Here is a 21833-nt window from a genome sequence, read left to right as displayed (position 1 = left end):
ACGTGTCACCTGTCATATGCAAGCGGCCCGAAACTGCCGGTCCGAATTGAAACGGCCCGGCGGTCTCCCGCCGGGCCGAATGTTTCTCAGCCGATCAGCTTTCGAACCACCAGCGGCTCGCTGCGCGAGCGCCATCGCTCTCCCAGCTTGCGGCCAGTTCGTCCGGCGTGCCGACGTTAGCACGCGCGCCATAGACGAAGTTGTTGAAGAACGGAATGACAGTGCCGCCATCGTCGCGCGCCAGCATCGCCATTTCGCGATACATTTCTGCACGCAGCGACTCGTCGAGTTCCGCTTTCGCTTGCAGGAGCAGTTCGTTGAACCGCTCGTTCTGCCAACGGCTTTCGTTCCAGGCCGCGTCATTCTTGTAAGCCAGAGTGTACATCACGTCAGGCGTCGGGCGCGCACCCCAGGACACAAGCGTCCAAGGCTTCACCAGCCAAACGTCCGAGTAGTAACCATCGTTCGGTTCACGCACGACGTTGATGGTAATGCCGGCCGCCTTGGCGTGTTCAGCATAAAGCACCGCCATGTCAACGGCGCCTGCCGTAACAGAGTCGGCGGTCGACAGGTTCACCGTCAGGTTCTCCATCCCGGCCTTCTGCAGAAGCGATTTGGCCTGGTCCGGATCATAATCGCGCTGCGGGATGTCGTCCGGCCAATACGGTTGGGCCGGCGAATGGTGGAAGTCGTTGCCCTTGGTCGCCGCGCCATACATGATCTTTTCGATCACTTCGTCGCGGTTGATCGACAGTTTCAGTGCATTACGCACGTCCACATTGTCGAACGGAGCCGTGTCGCAATGCATCGGCAACGTGATCGCACCGGCCGATGGAATGTTGAACACCTGGATATTCGGGTCCCGCTCGAGCAGTGCCATTGTTTTCACGTCGACTTGGCTGACGGCGTCCACGTCGCCGGTGACCAGTGCGGTCTGACGCGCGTTCGGGTCGTTCAGCGTCAGGATCTCCACCTTGTCGAACCAAGCGCCCTCACCATGCCAGCCTTCGTGTTTGGTCAGGCTGAACTGCACGCCGAATTCGCCGGAATCGATAGCGTACGGGCCAGAACCGTCTCCCGATTTCCAGTCGATCGTGCCGTCGTCATTGGCCGGACAAATGGCGAAGTGGTAGTCTGTCATCAACCACGGAAGGTCCGCGTTGCCGCCCGAAAGCGAGAAGACGACGGTGTTTTCACCATCTGCCGTGATGTCCGTGACGTCAGACAGTAGCGCTTTAGCCGCTGACGTCGAGGCATCCCCGCGGTGGTGGTTGAAGGAGGCAACAACATCGTTCGCTGTTACCGGCCTGCCCGAATGGAAGCTTGCATTGGAGTTCAGAGTGAACGTCCATTGCGAGGCTTCCTCGTTCGCCTCCCAGCTGTCCGCAAGGTCCGGCCCGAGCGAGCCGTCACCATTGATCATGGTCAGATAGGACCGATGGGTGTGGGCGAGAAAGATCATCGTCCGTGTCACATAGGTGCCCGGATCGTGCGTGTCCCCGGTGTTCCCATCATGGATACCCCAGCGGAATGTACCACCGGCTTGCGGCGCCGCTTTGGCTTGCTTGGTCCACAGACCCGTCGCCCCGGCGACCGTCAGGCCCGCAGCGGCAGAGTAATTCATGAAATCGCGGCGCGAGATCTGGCCCTTCTTGGCCCCCTCGACGATCCGCTCGATCAATTCCTGGTTTTTCTTTGTCATAGTGGCTCCCTGTTGGTTCCGTCTCGCTTTGGCGCGAGATCCTCTGTGAACGTCCGGCAAATGTACGCCGGGTAATCGTCCAAAAACGACATAGCTCTACATGAACACGAAATTTCCCGTGTATCCACCCCACTCACAAGGGTTTTTTTAACCAAACAGATAACGTGATGTCGTTTTTGGACGATCTCCTTCACTCTTTGGGCAGTGCCTTTGAGAAAACGTAAACGTAACCGGGAAGCGGTTTTTCTTACGCGAAGGTGGCATGGGTACGGTGCTGGCCGTGTCGTTCTGGCACCATGAAAAGACCCCATGCGGGCACGGCCAGCCTAGTGGGCAAACATCGACAGATCGCCAAGAAACCTCAGCTTTGACAGAACAAAAAGCAACCGAGCGATCTCGCCGGAGTGCCCATTCAAAGACGATCGAGGCATTGTGCGTGACTCAACCGGGTTCGCTTGTTGTATTCTGGCGCGTCTTTGTGGGGCCGCAGCAGCAGACCAGACCATCATCATGCAGGCCCAAAATGTCGACCTAAGCAAAGGATCGACGCCATACTGACGCTCCGTTCGCGACGTGGTGGTGTTCGACACACGTCGTATGAAGGGCCGGAGCCTTCGGATAACGGTCGAAAAGTACTCGCTTCCCTAAGTGTGACATTGCTCGGCCGCAATAAACCGCTCAACTAGTTCGCGCGTGAGCCGAATTTCATCATCGGCTCATCGGTCGTCAAATGCGCGTGCAGCGTTTTTGGCGGTTCATTACTGGAACATGGGCCACCTTCCATCGCAGTGTCGCTCTTCGCCCAGTTTGGCCCTGATGGCGCACTGCAGGCCGTTAACCACCTCGGGATCGAATGAGCCAAAGCACCGTACGATGGTGAGTAACCGATCGTCGCGAAAACTTCAGATTGGTAAAACTCTCCAAGCCTTTCAGCCAAGAATTCAGGGAAACGGTGCGACGCCGATCACGGCAGCATGGGCCATTAGTAACCCCACCCAGATTACCAGTCCGATGCCGGCCCGACGCATAAAACGCCCAAAATGACGCGCCCGCCAATCGCGGTCGGTGAAAGGCGCAACTGAAAGGAGCGCCGTTTGCGTGAAGAAACGATCCGCCCCACCCATCAATACCCTCCGAGCCCTCGCGTCGAAGGCAGGGATAGCCAAAACGGCCAACATGGCGAATGCACCAAACAAAATGACATGGGCCAAGTCGCCATTGGGCAGGAGATGAGAAATGGCCCAAATGGCAAGCGCAAGAAAGAGTGGATGCCGGCTGATAGCCGCAATCCCCGGATCGTCGGGGTCAAAATCCGCATTGCGCCTGCTTCCGAGCGTGAATGGCTGACGCATTCCAATCCCGACAGAAACGAGGATCAGTGCGATCGGCATGACAAGGTTCGGCGCCCATCTTGCCAGCGACGTCTGTGGCCAAAGTTCAATAAAGGGCGCACGCCCGGCCGCCGAAATGACCCATCCGAAGAGTAAAAGCGACACGATTCCATACACAATGAAATAGGCTCGGCGCCCAATACGGGACATGAGCCGACCTCGCAAATCCGCGACGCGCGGCACGAAATGGCTCGACAAAAACGCGATCATCGCCAGTGTGTATTCCGCCCAACCTTCCATGCCCAGTCCACTACCAAAACCGCGACATGACGCAACGAAAAACAGTGGCTTACCTTGGGATAATGGCGCTCTGGGGAGGATCGCCACCGGCCTTTGTTTTCAATAGCTTGTGGATTTCTTAGACAAAACCGAGGTTTTGGAAATCAAAGGGTTACGCGGAGGGTTGTCTAAGGATTTGGGCGGGAAAGCTGTCAAGACAAATTTGAAAGTCAGGTGGCACTGAGTGATCAGGTAACTGCGGTCGCAGATCGTTTCGTATCCTCGCAACTTTGCTCAGTTTGAGCTATCAACTGAGGTGCGGAGCTTTCACCTCGCGCGGTGAAGCGGGGCCACTGGGCTACACAAGCTTGCCGGAGGTGGTGGAATAACATTGAACCCTGATCTCGAATCACCACTTTGAAATGGAGCGAACGTCAGTCCTAATTGTGTCACTGCTTCCAATACGAAAAGCGAGCTGAGCTGGCGTCGCTTTGACAATTAGATTGGAACCACGGTGTTCAATCACTTGCTGCTGCTCACGCTATAGATATCCAAAAGCAAGTCTGGGTTCGACCCATTGCCTTGAACCTCCGCCTTAAGATCCTTAAGGATTGGCAGGAACTTGGAACGGCGTCGTGCGAAATTAGGCGAGGATCTATCCCGACCGGTCATGTCGTCTTCGACGCGAAGAATGATTTTGAGGAATTCGTCGGCCAACGGATCGGTGCCAGCCACCAGTGCCGCCGGCTCCTTCCGTCGCCAACGCAGAAGTCCAGCCATCAAAAACGGCGCATAATTGAACATCGTGTATTCGCCATGGAGGTTGCGTTTGAAGTCCGCGATGGCTCGGCGCCCAAGGCGTTCTACATCATAACGGTTCAAGAGAAACGGTGCAGTATCCGACCGCGAGAGCAAGAAGGCCATCCCTGCGCTTTGACGGTTCCACACCCAATCCTCGATCTTCGTGGACAGGAGCGTCTCTATCGCTTTTTGCTCGATTTTCTCATCTTTGATGATACGACCGAGCCCTTGAAACACCAGCACCCAACTTGCCGCATAGTGCACGAAAGGATGTGTCCGGTCGTCGGCTTCAATACAGTCGATCAACCAACCCGCCACAGGTTCAGGGCATCTTCTGAACTGCCACGTCAAGAACTTCAGCGCGGCATTGTCTTCGGTGCCTGGTCCCACCTCGCCACGCAGACGACGTTGTGTGACGTCGATGGCGCGTTCCGTTAGCCGATCGAGATGCTCAACATACTCAGGGTCGATTTCGTCGGGGAGATCGCCATCGCTCGAAATGCAGTATTTCCCAAACGGCCTTTGAGATAGTTTCGCTGCGAGCGTGTCCCAATCCGGGTTTCGGCGGTCTGTTTCTTTGTCGAGAAGCGTGAATAGACCATCCGCACGTTCGCTGTCATGCCAAGCGTCCAGCCCACAGGGCAAGACCAGACGGGACGGAACCGATACTGTGCCGTGCTGACTATCGATAATATCTTCCCAAGAACGTTTCTCTTCCGTCGCCTCGTCCCAATCGATCGTGAAGCTACGCCCGAGATCGCGCGCTTCCATCAGGATGCGGGCTCGACCTGCCGCCGGTTTCTGTTCGACCCAGAGCGATACCGGCGTATTCGAGCGTAGCGGTTTGTCGAGCTCAAGTTTTGCCTTGCGAGGCCAAGGAGCCGCGTCTTTCCTGAGATAGACCGAAATCTGGTTCTGCCCTCCCGGAATGGCCAGCTCGGCCGGGACCGGGCTTCGATAGAGGCGCCCCGCCTCCAAGGTCTCTTTCGCGTCGATCAAATCAAAGTTCGACGCCGAATTGCCACTGAATACGATCGTCGAAATTCGGGGAAGGAAGTCGAAGTATACAGGGTCGCCTGAGCCGAGACGGCGCGCCGCGACAAGGGCACCACGTGCCACCGCATACGGTGTGAGGCGGATGAGTGGCGACTTGGACACCTGCGCCACGGCACGGTGCAGGGCCTCGGCGGCGGCGCCTTCTGCCACGGTTTCGAGCAAGACCGCGTCGCACTCGGAAAAATCCGGCAAGGTCTCGTCGAGCGTCAACGCCGTCGGCCAGACCTCGTCCGAGAGATCGACCAAGTCCCAGTCGCCGTTTTGTTGACGCAGGACCTCGGGGGACACCGGCAGGCCGAGCGCGAAATTCCCGACACTGCGCGCGCGGGCTCGATGCGCGGTCCGGGCCGACAGCCCGTCTTCCCCAAGCGCCAAATACCGCGCAGTCCGAACGAGCGAGGAGAACCCCAGTGGTCCCGAAACACTTCGCCCGGTGCGACGACGTTCCGGCGCCACCACGCGCGTGCTCTTGCCATGCGCAGGACGAAGATCGAAGGACTGAAGCGAAACGCCCTCGGCGCTCTGAGTGACGACGCCAACGGTCTGGCCTTCACAAACCAGCTTTTGGTCCAAAGCATGCAGGACCGCGAGAACCGGGCGCCACACGAGCATTACGTTTCTCAGGCGCGCAACGCCGGATGCGGCCAAGAGATGCTCCTGCACCAATTCGTCGCTCGCCGGAGTATCGTCGATAGCAATGACATTGAACGAGGCGCCGTGCCCCATCCCCGATAAGGCAGCCGCGAGGGGGGGCAGTCGAACGTCGTCCCGATCCAGAAGTGACCGGATTAAAACTCGGCGTTCCTCCCGCCCAACTTCGCCCCAGCCATCGCCGAGTCCATGCGGAGAAATCGTCGCCTGCGGCCCGCCGATCCAGCGGTCCTTTGCGGCTGTCCCGATCAGCACGGCACTGGTCAGCGGGCCGTTCTCGATGATCTCGGTCGGACCGATCTCTTCTTCATCCCCGGGGGTGAGCTTCCAATTGCGCGCGGAGAAGTCACGCCAACCGTTCACATCGTAACCGCAAAGCTTGCGTTCGCTCATGCCGCACCTTTGTAGATTTCGCTACGCACGAAGGCCCGAACTTCGGAAAAGCCGCGCGACAGCTCATCACCTGATGGGCCCAGTGCGATAGCCTTGAGTCTGACGTTGCCCCGCTTTTCCTCCACCGCCTCTGCCCGGCCCCAAGCCGGGGTCATGATCAAGCCGTCGCGCATAATCTCGGAAGTGGCCAAAGGCTGAAGTTGCTGCAAGAGGCTGGCGGCCTCTGTCGCAGCCTCCTCGAGGTCGAGCCGCAGCATCGCATGGGGTGTCCAAACGGCCACGCGCCGCGGGGGATCGGACCTTGACGGGTCGGTGATCCGCAAAGCGACATGTGCCCGCGCGACCGTCAGAAGCGTTCCGGGAGCCTCGGGTCGGGACATGATTTCGACGACGCGATTGGTCTCGCGCAGCCAGAATACGGCGATGGGGCGATCCTGCGAAAACCACTTTCCGCCTACAGCTTCGTAATGCCAGTCGACAGGCGATTGTGCGACAAGTTCAGCCTCTTCCAACTCGTCGATCGCGAGAATAATCGCGACCACCGCAAAATCGGTCCAAGTTTCAGCCTGCCAGGCCCAAAGGTCATCTTCGGCCTTTTGCCGCTCGAGAAGCCTGATCCAATTCTCATGGACCTCGTGATAGCTCCGATCCTGCATGAGAACGTAATTGGGCGTGATCCCTGCTTGAGCTTCGGTCACACCAAGATCGCTAAGGAGTTTTACCAGAGATCGTGTCGCCTTGCGAAATGCATCGACCGATATGTAACGATCGCTTCGCGTCGCCCTCGGGTGCTCGCGGAGCCATTCACGTGCCAACTCGGAGGCGAGTTTGGCGTATGCGAACAGCACCCGGTTCTCAAGCGTGTCGAAATTTTCGCGACGAACGGTGGCGAGGATGCGTTGTGCGGATCCTGCCCGCTCAGCAATGCTGCGCCCGGGCTGTCGACTGAGCCACACCATCGAAGCGCGGTCCATTTCCTGCACCCGGTCGAGCGGGGTCAGCTCCCGGTGACGACGAAGCACCCGCCGGATCCTCTTGATCAGATCCTGAAGCACGGGCTGCATCCGACGAGATTGCCGGACGATCTCGGCCATGCGTGGCTTTGCCTCGTCTTCCGCCGCACGCCATGCCTCTCGCAAGCGCGACCAGACATTGGCAGGGTCTTCCAGGGCTTCTTCCAACTCCTGAATGCGCGCGATGACTTCGTTCATGTGCCGAAGCGCGATCGCACCCGCCTCCTCTGCCGCATTGGTCGGTTCCTGCCCGCGACGGGGACGAACTGGAAACCCTTCGCGCGGCGGGTTTTCCGCATGATCACGCTTGGGATAGGGAAACAGGACGGTCCCCATCTCCGTTCCCCGCACCATCCCATGACCGAGCAAGGCATGCGCAGGTCTCCCCGGACGCGCTCCTTCATACGCACCAAGGAGGCTATCCTTCGGACCGAAGGACGCCCCTTCCGCCAATGCCCGAGGCGACCAGGGTCGCGACAGGTATCGCATCAGCGCGTCACCCCGTTCCAAACGAACTGCCCGGTGCCTTCGGCAAGCTCCAAAGAGTCGCCAATGGCCTGCGCAAGAGCATCATCCCCAAGCTCATGCTCGACGAAGGAGCGCAACTCGTTGAACTGTCCCGACGCCACGTCTACGTCGACACCGCGCAACTTGGGCAAAAGCCGCATCTCGACCTGATCGGCAATCGCGTCGTTGGGCCAATTGCTTCCTTCGACGCGCGGATAATTGGCCGCGTAGGCAAGGATCGCGCGACCCAGACGGTGGCCGAAGGGACGTTTGAAGTCTCGCATGAGATCGACCATCTTGTCCAAGGAGGCGGTCACCTTGGCCTCGCGCTCCACGCTGGAACTCGGCTTGACCCAACCGTCCCAAGTGCTCTTTGGAAGAGCCATCGGATGTTCGATCGGTCCTTCCGGGCGACCGTCCTTGATTTTCTTCGGCGCAGCAAAGCGTAGGATGTTCGCTCGGTCGACGACCTTGTCGGACAGAGACTGCGTGCTCTCATCCTCGTTCATCGTGCCGGCAAACAGAAGATTGTATCCCGGGAACAGGCGTGGCGGCTGGTCCATGTTCGGGATTTCGAGCTCGATCTCCGCATCCTTGCGTTCGTTGCGATCACCAACGGCGCCGCGCTGCGGACGGCTCTCCAAACGGCTCAGGAAGTCGGAGAAATAATACTCGACGCGGGCGAGGTTCATTTCGTCCAAAAGGATCATCATCATCCGATCCTCAATCGCGTCCGTGTTGTTGAGCTCATCCAAGGCCCAGAGCGCGCGCGCCATGTCGGTTGGACGGAACTTGCCCTCGATGTAGTTGTAGAACCCCATAAGATCCTGCGGCGAGTCCCAGCGCGGCTGCACCGGCACCTGAAGGAAACCGATCCCTATACCTGCTGCATATTGCCGAGGAAGCTGGCTCTTACCGGTGCCGGAAATACCGGCGAGCACGGCCATCTGGGTGGTCTCGTTGACTTTCATGGAGGTATGGAAGGCCCGCAACGTCCGGGCGGGATAATCCAGCCCCTTGGCGCGCAAACGACGTTCGACCCGCTTGATCGCATCCTCTTCGTTCTGAACCGGTGCTTTGGGCCAGTCGAGCATGGCACGGATGACCGGCGGCGTCTCTTTGAGTTCGTGGAGAGGATCTGCCGAAGGCTTATTTGGATCAATCTTGTCGATCTCTTCCCTAAGGTGGGCCAGACGGGCCTCCATGCTCGCTCGGGTATCGGCGAGTCCCTCGAGTTCGCCTTGCTGGCGACGCAGTTCCTGACCTGCTGCTGCGATCTCGGCCCCGGCGCGTCCATGATCGGCCTGTGCAGCGGCCAAGGCCTCGCGCTCTTGCCCAAGCCTGCTCTGGACCTCCGCGATCTCGGACTCCCGCGCAGTCATGCGGCCTTCGAGACGCGCATTCTCCGCCTCGAGGTCGCGACTACGCTCTTCAAGAGCCGCAACCCGCGCTTCCGCTTCTTCCAACCGACGCAACTCGTCGCGCATCCCCTGAACCATGTCCAAAAGTTCGCCGTGCTCGCGGGTCAGACTTTCGATACGAGCGATGAGGTCCTCGGCCTTCTCGAGGCGAGACTTGAGAGCATTGTATTCTTCCCGCATAGGCGCCAACTCGGCCTCGAGGTTCAATCGCTCGACCTGTGCTTGTTCCGTTTCCAACCGGAATTCTTGAACCTCTTTCCGACGCTCCTCGAGGCTCTGCCATTCGAGAAGGAGTTCCTCTTTCTGTCGTCGGAGCGCTTCAACCTCCACTTGCACGTCGGCCACGACGGCAATCGCTTCTCTGCGTTTGTCGAGCTCGGCTTCCAGATCTGCGAGCGTGTTCGTCTTACCGTCTATCTGTGCTTTGAGTTCGTCAATCGTTGCGATCGGCCCCTGCGCAGTAATCACCTGATCATAGCGGTTTGCGAGGAACAGCATGACGATTGCGAGGAGGACGAGAACCGCCGCGACGACGAAAACCAAAAGTGTAGTTGCAGTCAACATATTGGGAAGTCCTTACTGATCGTTCGTCGTCGCAGGCGATTCTTGCGCCGGTTCTGCGGCAGGCGTTGGCGAAGGCGTGTCAGGAGACGAGCCAGCCGCAGTGTCGCGTAAGCTGGCGATCTCTTGCAGGAGCTGCTGCAATTCCTTCTGGCGTCGCGCGATATCGGCGCTGGCTTCATCTCGGCGATTGTCGAGACCGTCGATCGCGGCCTTCAGACGACCTTGCTCGGCCTTCTGCACCTCGATCGTCGCCTGTGCCTGAGACGCGGCTTCCTCGGCCTCGGCAATCTGTGCGGCGAGACTGTCACGTCGTGTAGACATCGTTTCGATCGCAGTCTCCAGTGATCCGATCTGCTCAGATAGCTGGGCCAACCTGGCGCGCTGCCCGACGATTTCATCGGACAGTGCCTGCCTCTGATCGGATGCGCTCGCGAGGTCGACCCGTGCAGTTTGAACCTGGGCTTCGAGATCGGGAAGCTGGCCCTCGAGCGCGGCTTTTGACGCCTCCAACCGCGAGACCTCGGCGGTCAAGTTCGCGACCTGTTGTCTCTTGGCTTCAAGCTCGGCCAGGGTCGTTTCGGCCGTTTCGACCTCACTGCGCAACTGCGCCAACTGCGCGCTCCGAGTGGCAAAATCTTGCTGGACGGCTTGGAGGCTTGTCATAACAGCTTCCAGCCTCGCGTTCGCATCTGTCAGGCGCTCTTCCGCCAGGGCTGCGCGGTTCTCGTTTTCCTCGGCAAGCGTCATCGCGCCCGCCATCCGCGCATCGATCTCTGCCTTTTGCTGTTGCGCTTCTTCGAGATCCGCCTGGATCTCAGCCAGATTAGTCGCGGCCCCCGATAGGCTGGCACGCGTATCAGCAAGGCTCTGTTCGGCAGAGTCCTTTCGCTCGGTCAGTCCGGCGAGTTCTTCGCGGACTGCGGACTCATCTGCCCGCAAATCATCGACCAGGTTGCTCAGGCGTTCCTGTTCGAGTTCGAGACGAGCGACGGTTTCTTCGGCAGACTTCAAGTCTGAGACCCTCGGCTCGAGGTCCGCAATCTGGTCCTGTAGTTCGTCACGTTGCCGACGCGCCCGCTCCAGTGCGTCCTGAACCTGATCCAGGTCGGACTGCGCGACCTGTTTTGCCGACGTTAGCTCATCGACATCACCTTGCAGGCTTGCGACTTCACGACGCAGTTTTTCCTGATCGGACTGGGCGCTGGCGTTCTCGCGACGCAGGCGTTCCGCCGTGGCTATCATGTCTTCAGCCTCTGCCATCCGCTCCTGAAGGGCATCAAGCCGTTCTTGAGTTGTAGCCAGCCGCGCTTGGGCGTCCGCCTCCTGTTGTTCTGCACTACGACGGCTGGCCTCGGCCTGCGCCACCTCGGAGGTGAGGTTCAATTTCTGGTCCGATAAGGCTTGGAACTCGTCTCGCACCTCGGCCACGCTCGCGCGGGTCGATTGGAGTTCCCCGTTGTAATGGTCGAAATCGTCAATGATCCGGCCATACTTTTCGTCGAGTGTATTCACCGCGAAAATCAGATACCCCGAGGCCAGAACGGCGACCCCGGCAAGTGTCGCCGCTATCACCGTGCTCCGGCTCGATTTACGAAAGGTCTTGTTCGACTCGGTCAAGGCATCCCTCCATGTCCTTGGCTAATTCATCCACCCAGAACCGGCGCACCCGCCAGCCCATGGCCTTCAATTGTTCATCTCGCCACAAGTCCTGCGTCTTGCGGCGTCCGTCCGGGGTCTGATGCCATTTGCGGCCGTCGACCTCGAGATCGAGCTTGATCCCACCAGCCCCGAACAAGGCGAAATCCAAGCGCCTTCCTGCGATCTCGAATTGGGGCTCTGGGTTGAGGCCTCGCGCTTTGAGCGCGTGGTAAACCTTTCGTTCCCAATCGCTGTCGAAGACGCCCTCGCCCGAACGTCCGCGCTGTTCAGTCGCATAGGCGGCCAACCGTTGTAGCGACGTCGATTTGCCGGACCTCGCGAAATTGAGGTCTCCGAACACCATCGCGACCGCCCTCGCCCTCGAAATCGCCACGTTCAAACGGCGCTTGTCCCGCTGGAAAAAGGTCATGCCGGATTGCGGACTCCGCGGCCCGACGACCGGCGAGAACAGGATCAGGTCGCGTTCCTGCCCCTGAAATCCGTCGACAGTCCCGACCTTGAGCTCGGCGGCGATACGCTTGGTCTCGGGAATCTCACGGTTGATCGCGTTTTCCAGTTCCAACACCTGCGCTCGGAACGGCGTGACGACCCCGATACTCCCCTCATAGCCCTCGTCGACGAGAAGTTTCTTCAGATGCCGCAAGATCGTAGCGACTTCGGCCGTGTTGACGTTGCCTCCCGCAGAAACGGCGGGTGCCGGAACATCCTCCCACGCCAGGCCGGGCTTGGCCCCTTTGGGCATGACGAGGCGGTCCGGATCGTAGGACGTCTCAAGCACACCGCCGTAGAACGTGCTGCTGATGTAATCCACGATAGGACCAGCGGAGCGATACTGATGGCGCAGCGTAATCCGCTCGGCACACGGCGCACGTGACGCGAAGTCGAACAGCGATCGACGACTTTGCGCAAACCGGCCCATCCGAGCAATCGGCAAACCTTGCGCCTGCATCAGGTTTCGATCCTGTGCTTGGCTCAATTGCGGAATGAACGACAGTTGCAAATCATCGCCGACGACGACCGCTCGCTTCGCCCGAGCAAAGAGCGGCATGGCGGTCGCGATATCGCACTGGCTCGCCTCGTCGAAGATGACCAGATCGAACAGACCGTCGTGGAGCGGGATGCGCTTTGGCGCGCCGAGAACCGACGCGAGCCATAGCGGACGGTGCTCGACAACTGCTTGAGACAGTTCCTCGGGTGGCAGCCCCCTCCCCCCTGCGAACTGCCAATCATCTGAGACTTCCGCAACCTCTCGACGGCGCGTTTCGGCAACGAAACCTCTCTTGGACAGGATTTTGGGGAGCAACGACCGAATGATCTCCTGAATGTCCGAGCCAAGTGTGATCGGGTCCTCCGGCTTTCCAAGCTCGGCCAGCTCGTCTCGCAAATCCGAAAGGCGTGCCTTAAGGTCCGAAAGTGATAGCCCAATCAGGTCCGAGCCGGGGCGTGCGTCGTCAACGTCCTCTGCGATCGACGCTGGCCGTCTCGATGTCACCGCGTGGAACCACCGCAAAAGCCGAACCAACATAGCTACCTTATCTACCTGCACAGCTTCGTCAGAACCTGTCTGTTCCTGACGCCCGCCCGCTGCATCGGTCCTAAGAGCGATCCGTTCCAAGATATCGGTCAAAGCGCATTCGATCTCCGCCACGCGCTCCATCTGATCCAACGATTGCGCCCGGCGGCGTGCAAGATCGACGAGGCGCGCCAGCGCAAGCTCGTCCACATCGGACGAAAGAGATGAATTCTCGTTGTCGATCAAGGCTTTCAATACGTCCGCAAAGCCGACGTCGATCTCGGCATTCGGGTTCAATGTTCGAACCATGAAGGAAGTGTTGGACGATAAACTGCCGAGGCGGTCCTCTACGGCATCGAGCGCCTGATGATTTTTCGAAGCCACAAGCACGCTTCCACCTGCGGCAAGAACCGACGCGGCCATCGACACGATCGCTTGGCTCTTGCCAGTTCCCGGCGGCCCGGTGACGACAGTGAGAGGCGCTTCGCATGCCCCGCGAACCGCACGAAGTTGTTCTTGATTCAAGGGGCCCGCATCAATCGCCGCGGCCGCAGGTTTCACCTCGGCCTGCATACCGAGCGCCGCGCCAAGGGCGGTTTGAGCAATCCGATCCTCGGACCACGAGGCAATCTCATCGAGGTTTCGCGCAGCACCGGCAACGAACGAACTGTCTGTCGGCAGGAAAACTGCGGCCGCGTCGAAGATACCTTGCGAGTTCAGGTTCAAGCTCGAGACCAGATCCTCTCCATTGATCCGTCCTTTGATCTGACTTGCGACAGCGACCTTCAGTTTGTCCAAAAACTCGATCGCCGGGAGGCCGACACCGTCGTCGGAATGAAACACGTCCGCAAGGTCGTTCCTGTTCCACCCACTCGCACGAGCGGCTTGCTGAACCCATTCCGGATTCACCAAGACATCATCGGCATGAAGCGACAGGATCAGGTCGTCGCCCTGACGCTCCCAGCTTGCTGCAAGAAGCCCGATAGGCCGAACAATCGGCACACCACGCTGTCGCGCGACAGACAATGGCCAACCTACAGCCAAGGCATTCTCATTCCCCTCTCGTCGAACGAGCGCCTCCTGAAACGTCGCGGGCAAGCCGGAGAGTGAAAGGCGGATCTGGACGGTCGCTCCCTCACCAGGAACGATCGGGCCTGCACCAGAGATCAACGTCCATTCAATGCCATGCTTGTCTTCGACCTGCGTAGTCGCTCCGCGAGGGTCAGCTCTTAGCGCCGAACGCCAGTATCGCAAGACAGCTCCGAGATCGATATTGGTAGTATCCTTTTCTTCCACGGCGAGCTCTTCCGAGGGATCGTCGATCTGAGAAAACAGCGCTGGTGCTGCTGTGAGGATACTGTTCTCTTCTCCATCGATCGTCGTGCTCGCCTCAGCCTTGGAGCTACCAATAGACAAGGAGCCGAAATGGGCCAGCAAACGACCGGTCCGATCCTTCCGAATTTTCCCGTCACGAATAAGCTGATCGATCTCAGCCAATGCAGCCATGCGCTTGTCGTGATTAAATCCGGCCCCGACGATGACCAGTGTCTCCTCTGTGGTTCGACCGCGCGGAAACGCTCTAATCGTTCTCAGGATTGACGACTCGTCCACGGACACCCCACATATTCAGCGTTCTGCGTGAATCACCTTGTGATTCACGCATATGATCATCTGCTCCGAGCCCGGATTGCATAAGAGAGACCAGAAACACAATCAACGACCAACTGCAATCATTTGGCTCAAAACACTTTTTTGAATACTGGAGCGTTGATATTCATTCATCCAGTCAAGGCCGAGCCTACCATTTCACAGTCGAAAATAATTCCCTTTCTTAGAAAACTGCGATTTCGCCGGCGGCGCTGCAATCCAACGATAATTCCTGTATCAGCCGTAGGCCGCCACCTACTCCGGCGAACAATAATTGGCGGCAAGGAAACAAAATGATCAGCCGATCAAGTGCGACGCGATGACAGATCGTAAGGAGTTCGTAGGGCCCATACGAGCCGATCAATGTGAGCAAGGCTGATGAGACCGGCGGGATGATCGACGTCGACAAGGCGAGCTATGCGCCTCGAGTGCGGTCACAATCGTCAGACACCCATCCTTCAAAGAGTTGAACAGAGGCCTCAACCGATGGACGAAACAAGCGAGTAGATATTGCTACGGGTCAAAGTATTTGATTTGGTGCAGAAAAAAGGGAGGCGGTCAGTGTCGTTTTTTGAACAGCCGATTTTGAATTCACCATATTTCGTGCCTGATCAGCATTGGGAACTCGACAAAGAAGGCCGCCCAACGGATCGCATCATCTCATCTCGCCGCCGATCGGATTTGATTTCTGCGATGCCGAAGCCCAAGCGTTCGCGCGGTGCGTCGCAATCCGAACTGGAGCTCAGCGAAGCAGGGCTGGGCGGTCTCGACTCCGCATACAACGTCACCGAGTTCGTGAACGAGCTTCGCTCTCAGGTGGATAGTTGGCGCCAGCTACCGAACCCGAACGACTGGCAGGTTTCTCCCATCACCCAAAGATTGCTCCAGCACTGGCGAGCGATTCAGAAGGACGAAACGCAAGTCATCCGCCCCTTCTTCTGTCAGCTCGAAGCCGTCGAAACCGCGATCTGGCTGGCCGAGGTCGCACCCAAACTGGGTCCTCGCGGGAAACAGGTTCGAGCACGGCTCGAAGCCGCGAACAAAGACGCCAACCCGGACCTTTTCCGAGTTGCCATGAAGCTGGCGACAGGTGCCGGCAAGACCACGGTCATGGCCATGCTCATAGCTTGGCAGTCCTTGAATTCGGTTCGAAGTCCGAGTTCCAAGACGTTTTCCCGCGGTTTTCTGATCGTCACACCCGGGATCACCATCCGCGACCGGCTTCGGGTGCTCCTGCCGAACGACGCCGAAAACTACTACGAGCGGATCAATCTTGTTCCCGGCGACCTTATGCAGGACATGCAGCGCGCGAAGATCGTTCTGACGAACTACCACGCGTTCAAGTTGCGGGAGAGGATATCTCTGTCAAAGGGCACGCGCGCCGCGCTCGAAGGCCACGGGGATGCCGTCACGACGCTCGAGACTGAGGGTCAGATGCTTCAGCGGGTGATGCCGGATCTCATGGGTTTGGGCCGGATCAATGTGATCAACGACGAGGCACATCACTGTTACCGCGAAAAACCGGACGCTGAGCAGGCGAAGCTTACTGGGGACGCGCGAAAAGAGGCGGAAGAGAACGCTGAAGCCGCCCGTTTGTGGATTTCGGGGCTGGAAGCTGCAAAACGCCAGATTGGCGTTCAGACGGTCTACGATCTGTCTGCAACGCCATTCTTTCTCTCTGGATCAGGATGGGTCGAGGGCACGCTGTTTCCTTGGGTCATTTCCGACTTTTCGCTGATGGATGCGATCGAATGCGGCATCGTGAAACTTCCGCGCGTTCCTGTAGCCGACAATCTGCCTGGTGAGCCGGAGCCCCTCTATCGTAACCTTTGGGACGCCATCGGGAAGAAGATGCCCAAGAAGTCCAAAGGGGTTAGGCCGGATCCACAGAAGCTTCCGCTGGAACTCAAGACGGCCGTCGACGCGCTCTATGGTCACTACAAACGGACATACGAGCTGTGGGAGAAAGAGGGGGTAGGTATCCCGCCCGTTTTCATCATCGTGTGCAACAACACGACGAACTCGGAGCTGCTTCGCGATTACGTCGCGGGTTACGAGGTCGAAAGCGAAGATGGTGTCATTGAAACCATCCCCGGCAAATGCGATCTCTTTTCGAATTTTTCGAGCGATGGCGAGCGGCTGTCGCGCCCCCGCACGGTTCTGATCGATAGCGCGACGCTCGAGGCCGGTGGTGACATCGACAAAGCGTTTCGCGATGCCCACGCAGAGGAGATCGAAGCCTTCCGGCGGGAACAGGCCGCGCGAGGCGGCGCGACCGAGGATCTGACCGACGCAAACATTCTTCGTGAGGTCATGAACACCGTCGGGAAAAAGGGCCGTCTCGGCGAACAAGTGCGCTGCGTCGTCTCCGTGTCGATGCTAACCGAGGGGTGGGATGCGAACAATGTCACGCACATCCTCGGGCTTCGCGCATTCGGCACAAAGTTGATCTGCGAACAAGTCATCGGTCGTGCACTGCGCCGCCTGTCCTACGACATCGACCCGGAAACGAAACACTTTCGCACCGAATACGCGGACATCATGGGGATCGACGGGCTGAACTTCTCGGATCAGCCGCGTGTCGCTCCACCGCAGCAACCCCGTGATGTCGTCAACGTTCGGGCCATTTCGCCGGAACGCGACCATCTGGAAATCACTTTCCCCCATGTGAACGGTTATGTCGCCGACCTGCCCTCGGATCGCCTCGACGTCGATTTCTCTGGGATGGAGCCCTATGTCCTTTCGCCCGAAAAGGTGTCGGCGACCGTCGTTACGATGCAGGGGATCGTGGGGGAGACCGAGGTTCTCAATCTCGACTACCTCGAAACCACCCGCCAATCGACGATCGCCTACCATGTCGCCAAGCACATGGTGTTCGAGAAACTCCGCGATGCGAACCAAGCGCCACGCATGCACTTGATCCCGGCAGCGAAGAGGATCGTCATGCAGTGGCTGTCCGAAGGGCACCTCGTCTGCACCGGCGACACTAAACCCGCGCAACTTCTCTACCGGGAATTGGCGGACGAGGTCTGCGATCTGATCTTCGGGGCGCTGATCGACAAGCCCGGCGGCGACAAGATCATGCGTGCGGTGCTCGACCCCTACAATCCGACCGGATCGACTTTGTGCGTCAACTTCAACACGACCAAAGCCTCGCGCTTCGCCCCGCGCCCGGACAAAAGCCATATCAACTGGATCATCACCGATAGCGAGTGGGAGGACCAACTGGCGGCCCGGATCGAAGAGCATCCGCGCGTGATCTTTTACGCCAAGAACCACAACCTCGGGCTGGAAGTGCCCTATGTCATGGAAGGCGAGCCGCGCATGTATCGCCCGGACTTCCTGATCCGCCTCGACACGCCGGAACCGACGACGCTGGTGGTCGAGGTTAAAGGCTACCGTGGCAAGGACGCTCATCTGAAAGCCGAGACGATCCGGCACAAATGGGTGCCCGCCGTGAACCGCATCGGCACCTATGGGCGCTGGGGCTTTGCGGAACTGCGGGACGTCAATGACTTTGGGCCGGGCTTGAACGCGGCAATTGATGAGATGCTTGGCAAGGTGCCGGCATGAGGAGAAATTCGTTGCATATTGGGGCATATGCCCCTATCTCTCATGTTATCCGCCCCTCGGCAGTAAGCGTTGCTCCTCGAAATCCAGAGCCTCGCCGACCCCTTGGGGCTTTCCTTATTTGGGCCACGCTATGACGAAGGTCGCTATTCTGATAGATGGCGGCTACTTCCTAAAACGCCTGCGCACCGTTCGCCCCACGACGAACCGTGAAGATGCCGCTGCCGTTTGCCGTGACATAAGTCGTCTGGTCACCAGTCACCTCAAACAGATCAACAAGATCGAAAGGGCAGCCCATCCGCGTGCCCTCCTCTACCGCTCGTTCTACTACGACGCGCGGCCTTATCTGGACAAAGGTCATCTGCCGATTAGCGCAAAAGGCATCGACTACGCAAAAACAGACCGTGCCAAATTCCACCTCGCTCTCCACGACAATCTTCGTCGCACATCCAATATGGCCGTGCGTCTGGGCGAAGTTCGCCGTGACCCCGATAGCCTGTGGGAACTGAAGCCCAGCGTTCTGCGCGACCTACTGAAGAAAAATCGAGACTTCGCGGATCTGACGGATGACGACTTCCGCCCGACGTTCCGCCAGAATGCCGTCGACATGCGAATTGGTCTGGATATCGCCTCGATCACTCTGAAACGCCAAGCCGACATGATCGTGTTGGTCGCAGGCGATAGTGACTTCGTGCCGGCAGCCAAGCTCGCGCGCAGAGAAGGCATAAAATTCGTCCTCGATCCCCTATGGCGTAAGGTCGACGAAAACTTGTTCGAACACATTGACGGGCTGCGTAGCGGTTTCCCCAAGCCGCAGCCGAAACCCGAACCGAAGGCCAAAGCATGACCGACAAGAAAACCCCCATCGCGCCGATCACCCATGACGACACCCGCGTGAACATCCCGACGCCGGAGCTTGCGCCGATGATGGATCCGGAGGACGCCAAGCCCATCAAGGTCGCCTATGAGCGGCGCAATCCGGACCTTGATCCGCAGTTGATCTGGCGGGGCAAGGACATCGATCAGGCCGCCGTGACGATGGACGCGCCGCCGATTTACTTGCAGGAGCAGGTGCATCCCAAGGCGATCATCGAGGACCTTCGCGCGGGCGGGAAGCGGAATGGCGAGGGCGGGGGCGCGGACCTTTTCGACCACTTCGGGATCACCGACGACGACCGCGAGGCCGAGATCGAGTTCTACCGGCACCAGAAACGCTGGTCGAACCGGATGATCCTGGGCGACGGGTTGCAGGTCATGGCGTCACTGGCCGAGCGCGAGGGGCTGAAGGGTCAGGTGCAGGCGATCTATATCGACCCGCCCTATGGCATCAAGTTCAACTCGAATTTCCAGTGGAGCACCACGTCGCGCGACGTGAAGGACGGCAAGCTCGAGCACCTGACGCGCGAGCCGGAGCAGGTAAAGGCCTTTCGCGACACATGGCGCGACGGCATCCACAGCTACCTGCAATACCTGCGCGACCGGCTTGTGGTGGCAAGGGAGCTTTTGACCGAGAGCGGGTCCTGCTTTGTCCAGATCGGAGACGAGAACGTCCACCGGGTCCGGGCGCTGATGGATGAGGTGTTCGGGGAGGAGAATTTTGTCAGTCAGATTACGATTTTCAAGTCAGGCAGCCAAACCTCTTCGCTCTTGCCGTCAGCATCCGATTTCATAGTTTTCTACGCAAAGAATAAGGGGCAGCTAAAAATCCGACCGGCATGGTATGAAAAGATCGAGGGTAAATCGGCCGCACAAGTTTATCGTCATGTTCTTATGCCAGACGGGTCACGAAGAAACCTAACGAAAGAGGAAATCGCCGACCCTACTTCTTTGCCACGCGCCTCCAAAATCTATCGTCTATCGAGCATGACATCGGCCAGTGGAAGCTCGACAACAACTTTCGCCTACCCGCTGCACGGGACCCTTTCCAAGCCTTCGCGCGGAGGTTGGAGAACGAACGTCACTGGTATGGATCGACTGCAAAAAGCCCAGATGATCCAACCCAGTGGAAAGACCATTGCGCATTACAAATACATCGACGACTTTCCACTCTCCCCCCACACCAATATTTGGATGGATACTGGAACAGGCAGCTTTACAGATCCGAAGGTTTATGTGGTCCAAACTGGCAGCAAGATCGTTTCCCGCTGCCTCCTAATGACCACCGACCCCGGCGATCTCGTGCTCGATCCGACCTGCGGCTCCGGCACCACCGCTTATGTGGCCGAGCAATGGGGGCGGCGGTGGATCACCATCGACACCTCCCGCGTGGCGCTGGCGCTGGCCCGTGCCCGGATCATGGGGGCGAAATACCCCTGGTATCTGCTCGCCGACAGCCCCGAGGGGCAGCGCAAAGAGGCCGAGGTGACACGCTCCGCCCCCTCGACCCACGACACCTTCGGCGATATCCGACATGGCTTCGTCTATGACCGCGTGCCGCATATCACGCTCAAATCCATCGCCAACAACACCGAGATCGACACGATCTGGGACACGATGCAGCCCGCCGTCGAGGACGCCCGCGCAGCGCTCAACACCGCCCTCACCGGCCACCCGACCCCGTTCATGGTCGAGACCGGCGGGCGTAAGGGCGAGGAGATCGACTTCACCGCCTCCGGAGACGTCACCCTCCCCTCCGGCGAATCCGCGCCCGCGAATGGCTTCATGGAATGGGAAATCCCGCGCGAGGCACCCGAGCATTGGTCTGAGGCCGCCAAGACAGCGCTGGCCGATTTCTGGGAGGCCCGCATCGCCCGACAAAAGGAAATCGACGCCTCCATCGCCGCCAAGGCCGACTTCGAGTTCCTCTACGACAAACCCTTCGAGGACAAGAAACGCGTCCGCGTGGCGGGGCCGTTCACGGTGGAAAGCCTCTCGCCCCACCGCACCCAAGCCGTCAACAAATACGGCGAGTTGATCGAGGAACACGACGCCGCCACGGGTGCCCGTGCCCCCGGTGCGCAGGAGGCAGAAAACTACCGCACCGCGATCTTGGAAAACCTGACCAAGGCCGGGGTGCAGCAGGCCGACAAGTCAGACAAGATCGACTTCACCAGCCTGTCCGCCTGGCCCGGCGAATGGCTCGCCGCGGAAGGCCGGTATATGGAGGGCGACACGGAGCGCCGCGCAGGCATCTTCATCGGCCCGGAATACGGCACCGTGCAACGCGCCGACCTCGTGGCTGCTGCGCGCGAGGCAGCGGACGCGGGCTTCGACATCGTCATCGCCTGCGCCTTCAACTTCGACGCGCATACGGCCGAGTTCCGCAAACTGGGCCGCATCCCCGTGTTGCACGCGCGAATGAACCCGGACCTGCATATGGCAGGGGACCTGAAAGCCGGTGGCGGCAACCTCTTCGTCGTCTTCGGCGAGCCGGACATCAAGCTGACCGCAGACGGCGACAAGTTCCGCATCGAGTTGCTCGGCGTCGACATCTTCAAACCAGCAACCGGAGACGTGGTGTCGAGCGAACCCGACGACATCGCCTGCTGGTTCATCGATACGGACTACAACGAAGAGAGCTTCTTCGTGCGCCATGCGTATTTCCCGGGGGCGGATATCCCCTACAAACAACTCAAGACGACGCTGAAAGGCGAAGTAGACGAGGAGGCGTGGGAGAGCCTGAAGCGAACGGTGTCGCGGCCGTTTACGCGGCCCAAGTCGGGGCGGATCGCGGTGAAGGTCATCAACCACCTCGGAGATGAGGTGATGAAGGTATTGGGGGTTTAG

At 59.1% G+C, this 21833-nt stretch carries 10 protein-coding genes; 3 read left to right on the top strand and 7 right to left on the bottom strand.

Annotated features, from left to right (window positions below):
• Positions 1–94: 94 nt before the first annotated feature.
• From KJP28_RS16850 to KJP28_RS16820, 7 genes are all read right to left on the bottom strand, one after another.
• A complete protein-coding gene (locus KJP28_RS16850) occupies positions 95–1702 on the bottom strand; it encodes an ABC transporter substrate-binding protein (RefSeq protein WP_218393795.1) in 1608 nt (535 codons plus the stop codon).
• 941 nt (positions 1703–2643) lie between these two features.
• Positions 2644–3333, bottom strand: a complete 690-nt coding sequence (locus KJP28_RS16845) for an NnrU family protein (RefSeq protein ID WP_218393794.1) — start codon at positions 3331–3333, stop codon at positions 2644–2646.
• A gap of 501 nt (positions 3334–3834) precedes the next feature.
• Positions 3835–5895, bottom strand: a complete 2061-nt coding sequence (locus KJP28_RS16840) for a hypothetical protein (protein WP_218393793.1) — start codon at positions 5893–5895, stop codon at positions 3835–3837.
• Between the two features lie 314 nt (positions 5896–6209).
• Positions 6210–7562, bottom strand: coding sequence for a hypothetical protein (locus tag KJP28_RS16835; protein WP_255552441.1), 1353 nt, complete (start codon positions 7560–7562; stop codon positions 6210–6212).
• A 152-nt stretch (positions 7563–7714) separates the two neighbouring features.
• Positions 7715–9718 (bottom strand): McrB family protein, encoded by a 2004-nt coding sequence (locus KJP28_RS16830; protein ID WP_218393791.1) that lies wholly within the window; start codon positions 9716–9718, stop codon positions 7715–7717.
• 12 nt (positions 9719–9730) lie between these two features.
• Entirely contained in the window at positions 9731–11335 is a 1605-nt protein-coding gene (locus KJP28_RS16825) for a coiled-coil domain-containing protein (protein ID WP_218393790.1), read from the bottom strand.
• Positions 11307–14396, bottom strand: a complete 3090-nt coding sequence (locus tag KJP28_RS16820; protein ID WP_218393789.1) for an AAA domain-containing protein — start codon at positions 14394–14396, stop codon at positions 11307–11309. Before KJP28_RS16820 ends, KJP28_RS16825 begins: the two co-directional genes overlap by 29 nt.
• Before the next feature lie 702 nt (positions 14397–15098).
• On the opposite strand from KJP28_RS16820, the gene KJP28_RS16815 reads away from it, so the two are divergent.
• The 3 genes from KJP28_RS16815 to KJP28_RS16805 all read left to right on the top strand — a co-directional run bounded on the left by KJP28_RS16815 (position 15099) and on the right by KJP28_RS16805 (position 21833).
• Complete coding sequence (locus tag KJP28_RS16815; RefSeq protein ID WP_418887939.1) at positions 15099–18110, top strand: BPTD_3080 family restriction endonuclease; 3012 nt, start codon at positions 15099–15101, stop codon at positions 18108–18110.
• A gap of 130 nt (positions 18111–18240) precedes the next feature.
• The gene (locus tag KJP28_RS16810; protein ID WP_218393788.1) at positions 18241–18954 is read left to right on the top strand and encodes an NYN domain-containing protein; all 714 of its coding nucleotides are present in this window, start codon (positions 18241–18243) and stop codon (positions 18952–18954) included.
• On the top strand, positions 18951–21833 hold the full coding sequence (locus KJP28_RS16805; protein ID WP_218393787.1) for a site-specific DNA-methyltransferase: 2883 nt from the start codon (positions 18951–18953) through the stop codon (positions 21831–21833). The genes KJP28_RS16810 and KJP28_RS16805 overlap by 4 nt, the downstream gene beginning before the upstream one ends.

The sequence above is a fragment of the Maritimibacter dapengensis genome (assembly GCF_019218265.1).
Taxonomy (GTDB): Bacteria; Pseudomonadota; Alphaproteobacteria; order Rhodobacterales; family Rhodobacteraceae; genus Maritimibacter; species Maritimibacter dapengensis.
This window is presented reverse-complemented; position numbering and strand designations above follow the sequence as displayed.

Bases quoted from the DNA above. Each gene is read 5' to 3' on its own strand.
- KJP28_RS16845 (WP_218393794.1), bottom strand. From the start codon at position 3,333: ATGGAAGGTTGGGCGGAATACACACTGGCGATGATCGCGTTTTTGTCG.
- KJP28_RS16850 (WP_218393795.1), bottom strand. From the start codon at position 1,702: ATGACAAAGAAAAACCAGGAATTGATCGAGCGGATCGTCGAGGGGGCC.
- KJP28_RS16835 (WP_255552441.1), bottom strand. From the start codon at position 7,562: ATGGGGACCGTCCTGTTTCCCTATCCCAAGCGTGATCATGCGGAAAAC.
- KJP28_RS16830 (WP_218393791.1), bottom strand. From the start codon at position 9,718: ATGTTGACTGCAACTACACTTTTGGTTTTCGTCGTCGCGGCGGTTCTC.
- KJP28_RS16810 (WP_218393788.1), top strand. From the start codon at position 18,241: ATGACGAAGGTCGCTATTCTGATAGATGGCGGCTACTTCCTAAAACGC.
- KJP28_RS16840 (WP_218393793.1), bottom strand. From the start codon at position 5,895: ATGGGGCACGGCGCCTCGTTCAATGTCATTGCTATCGACGATACTCCG.
- KJP28_RS16805 (WP_218393787.1), top strand. From the start codon at position 18,951: ATGACCGACAAGAAAACCCCCATCGCGCCGATCACCCATGACGACACC.
- KJP28_RS16820 (WP_218393789.1), bottom strand. From the start codon at position 14,396: ATGGCTGCATTGGCTGAGATCGATCAGCTTATTCGTGACGGGAAAATT.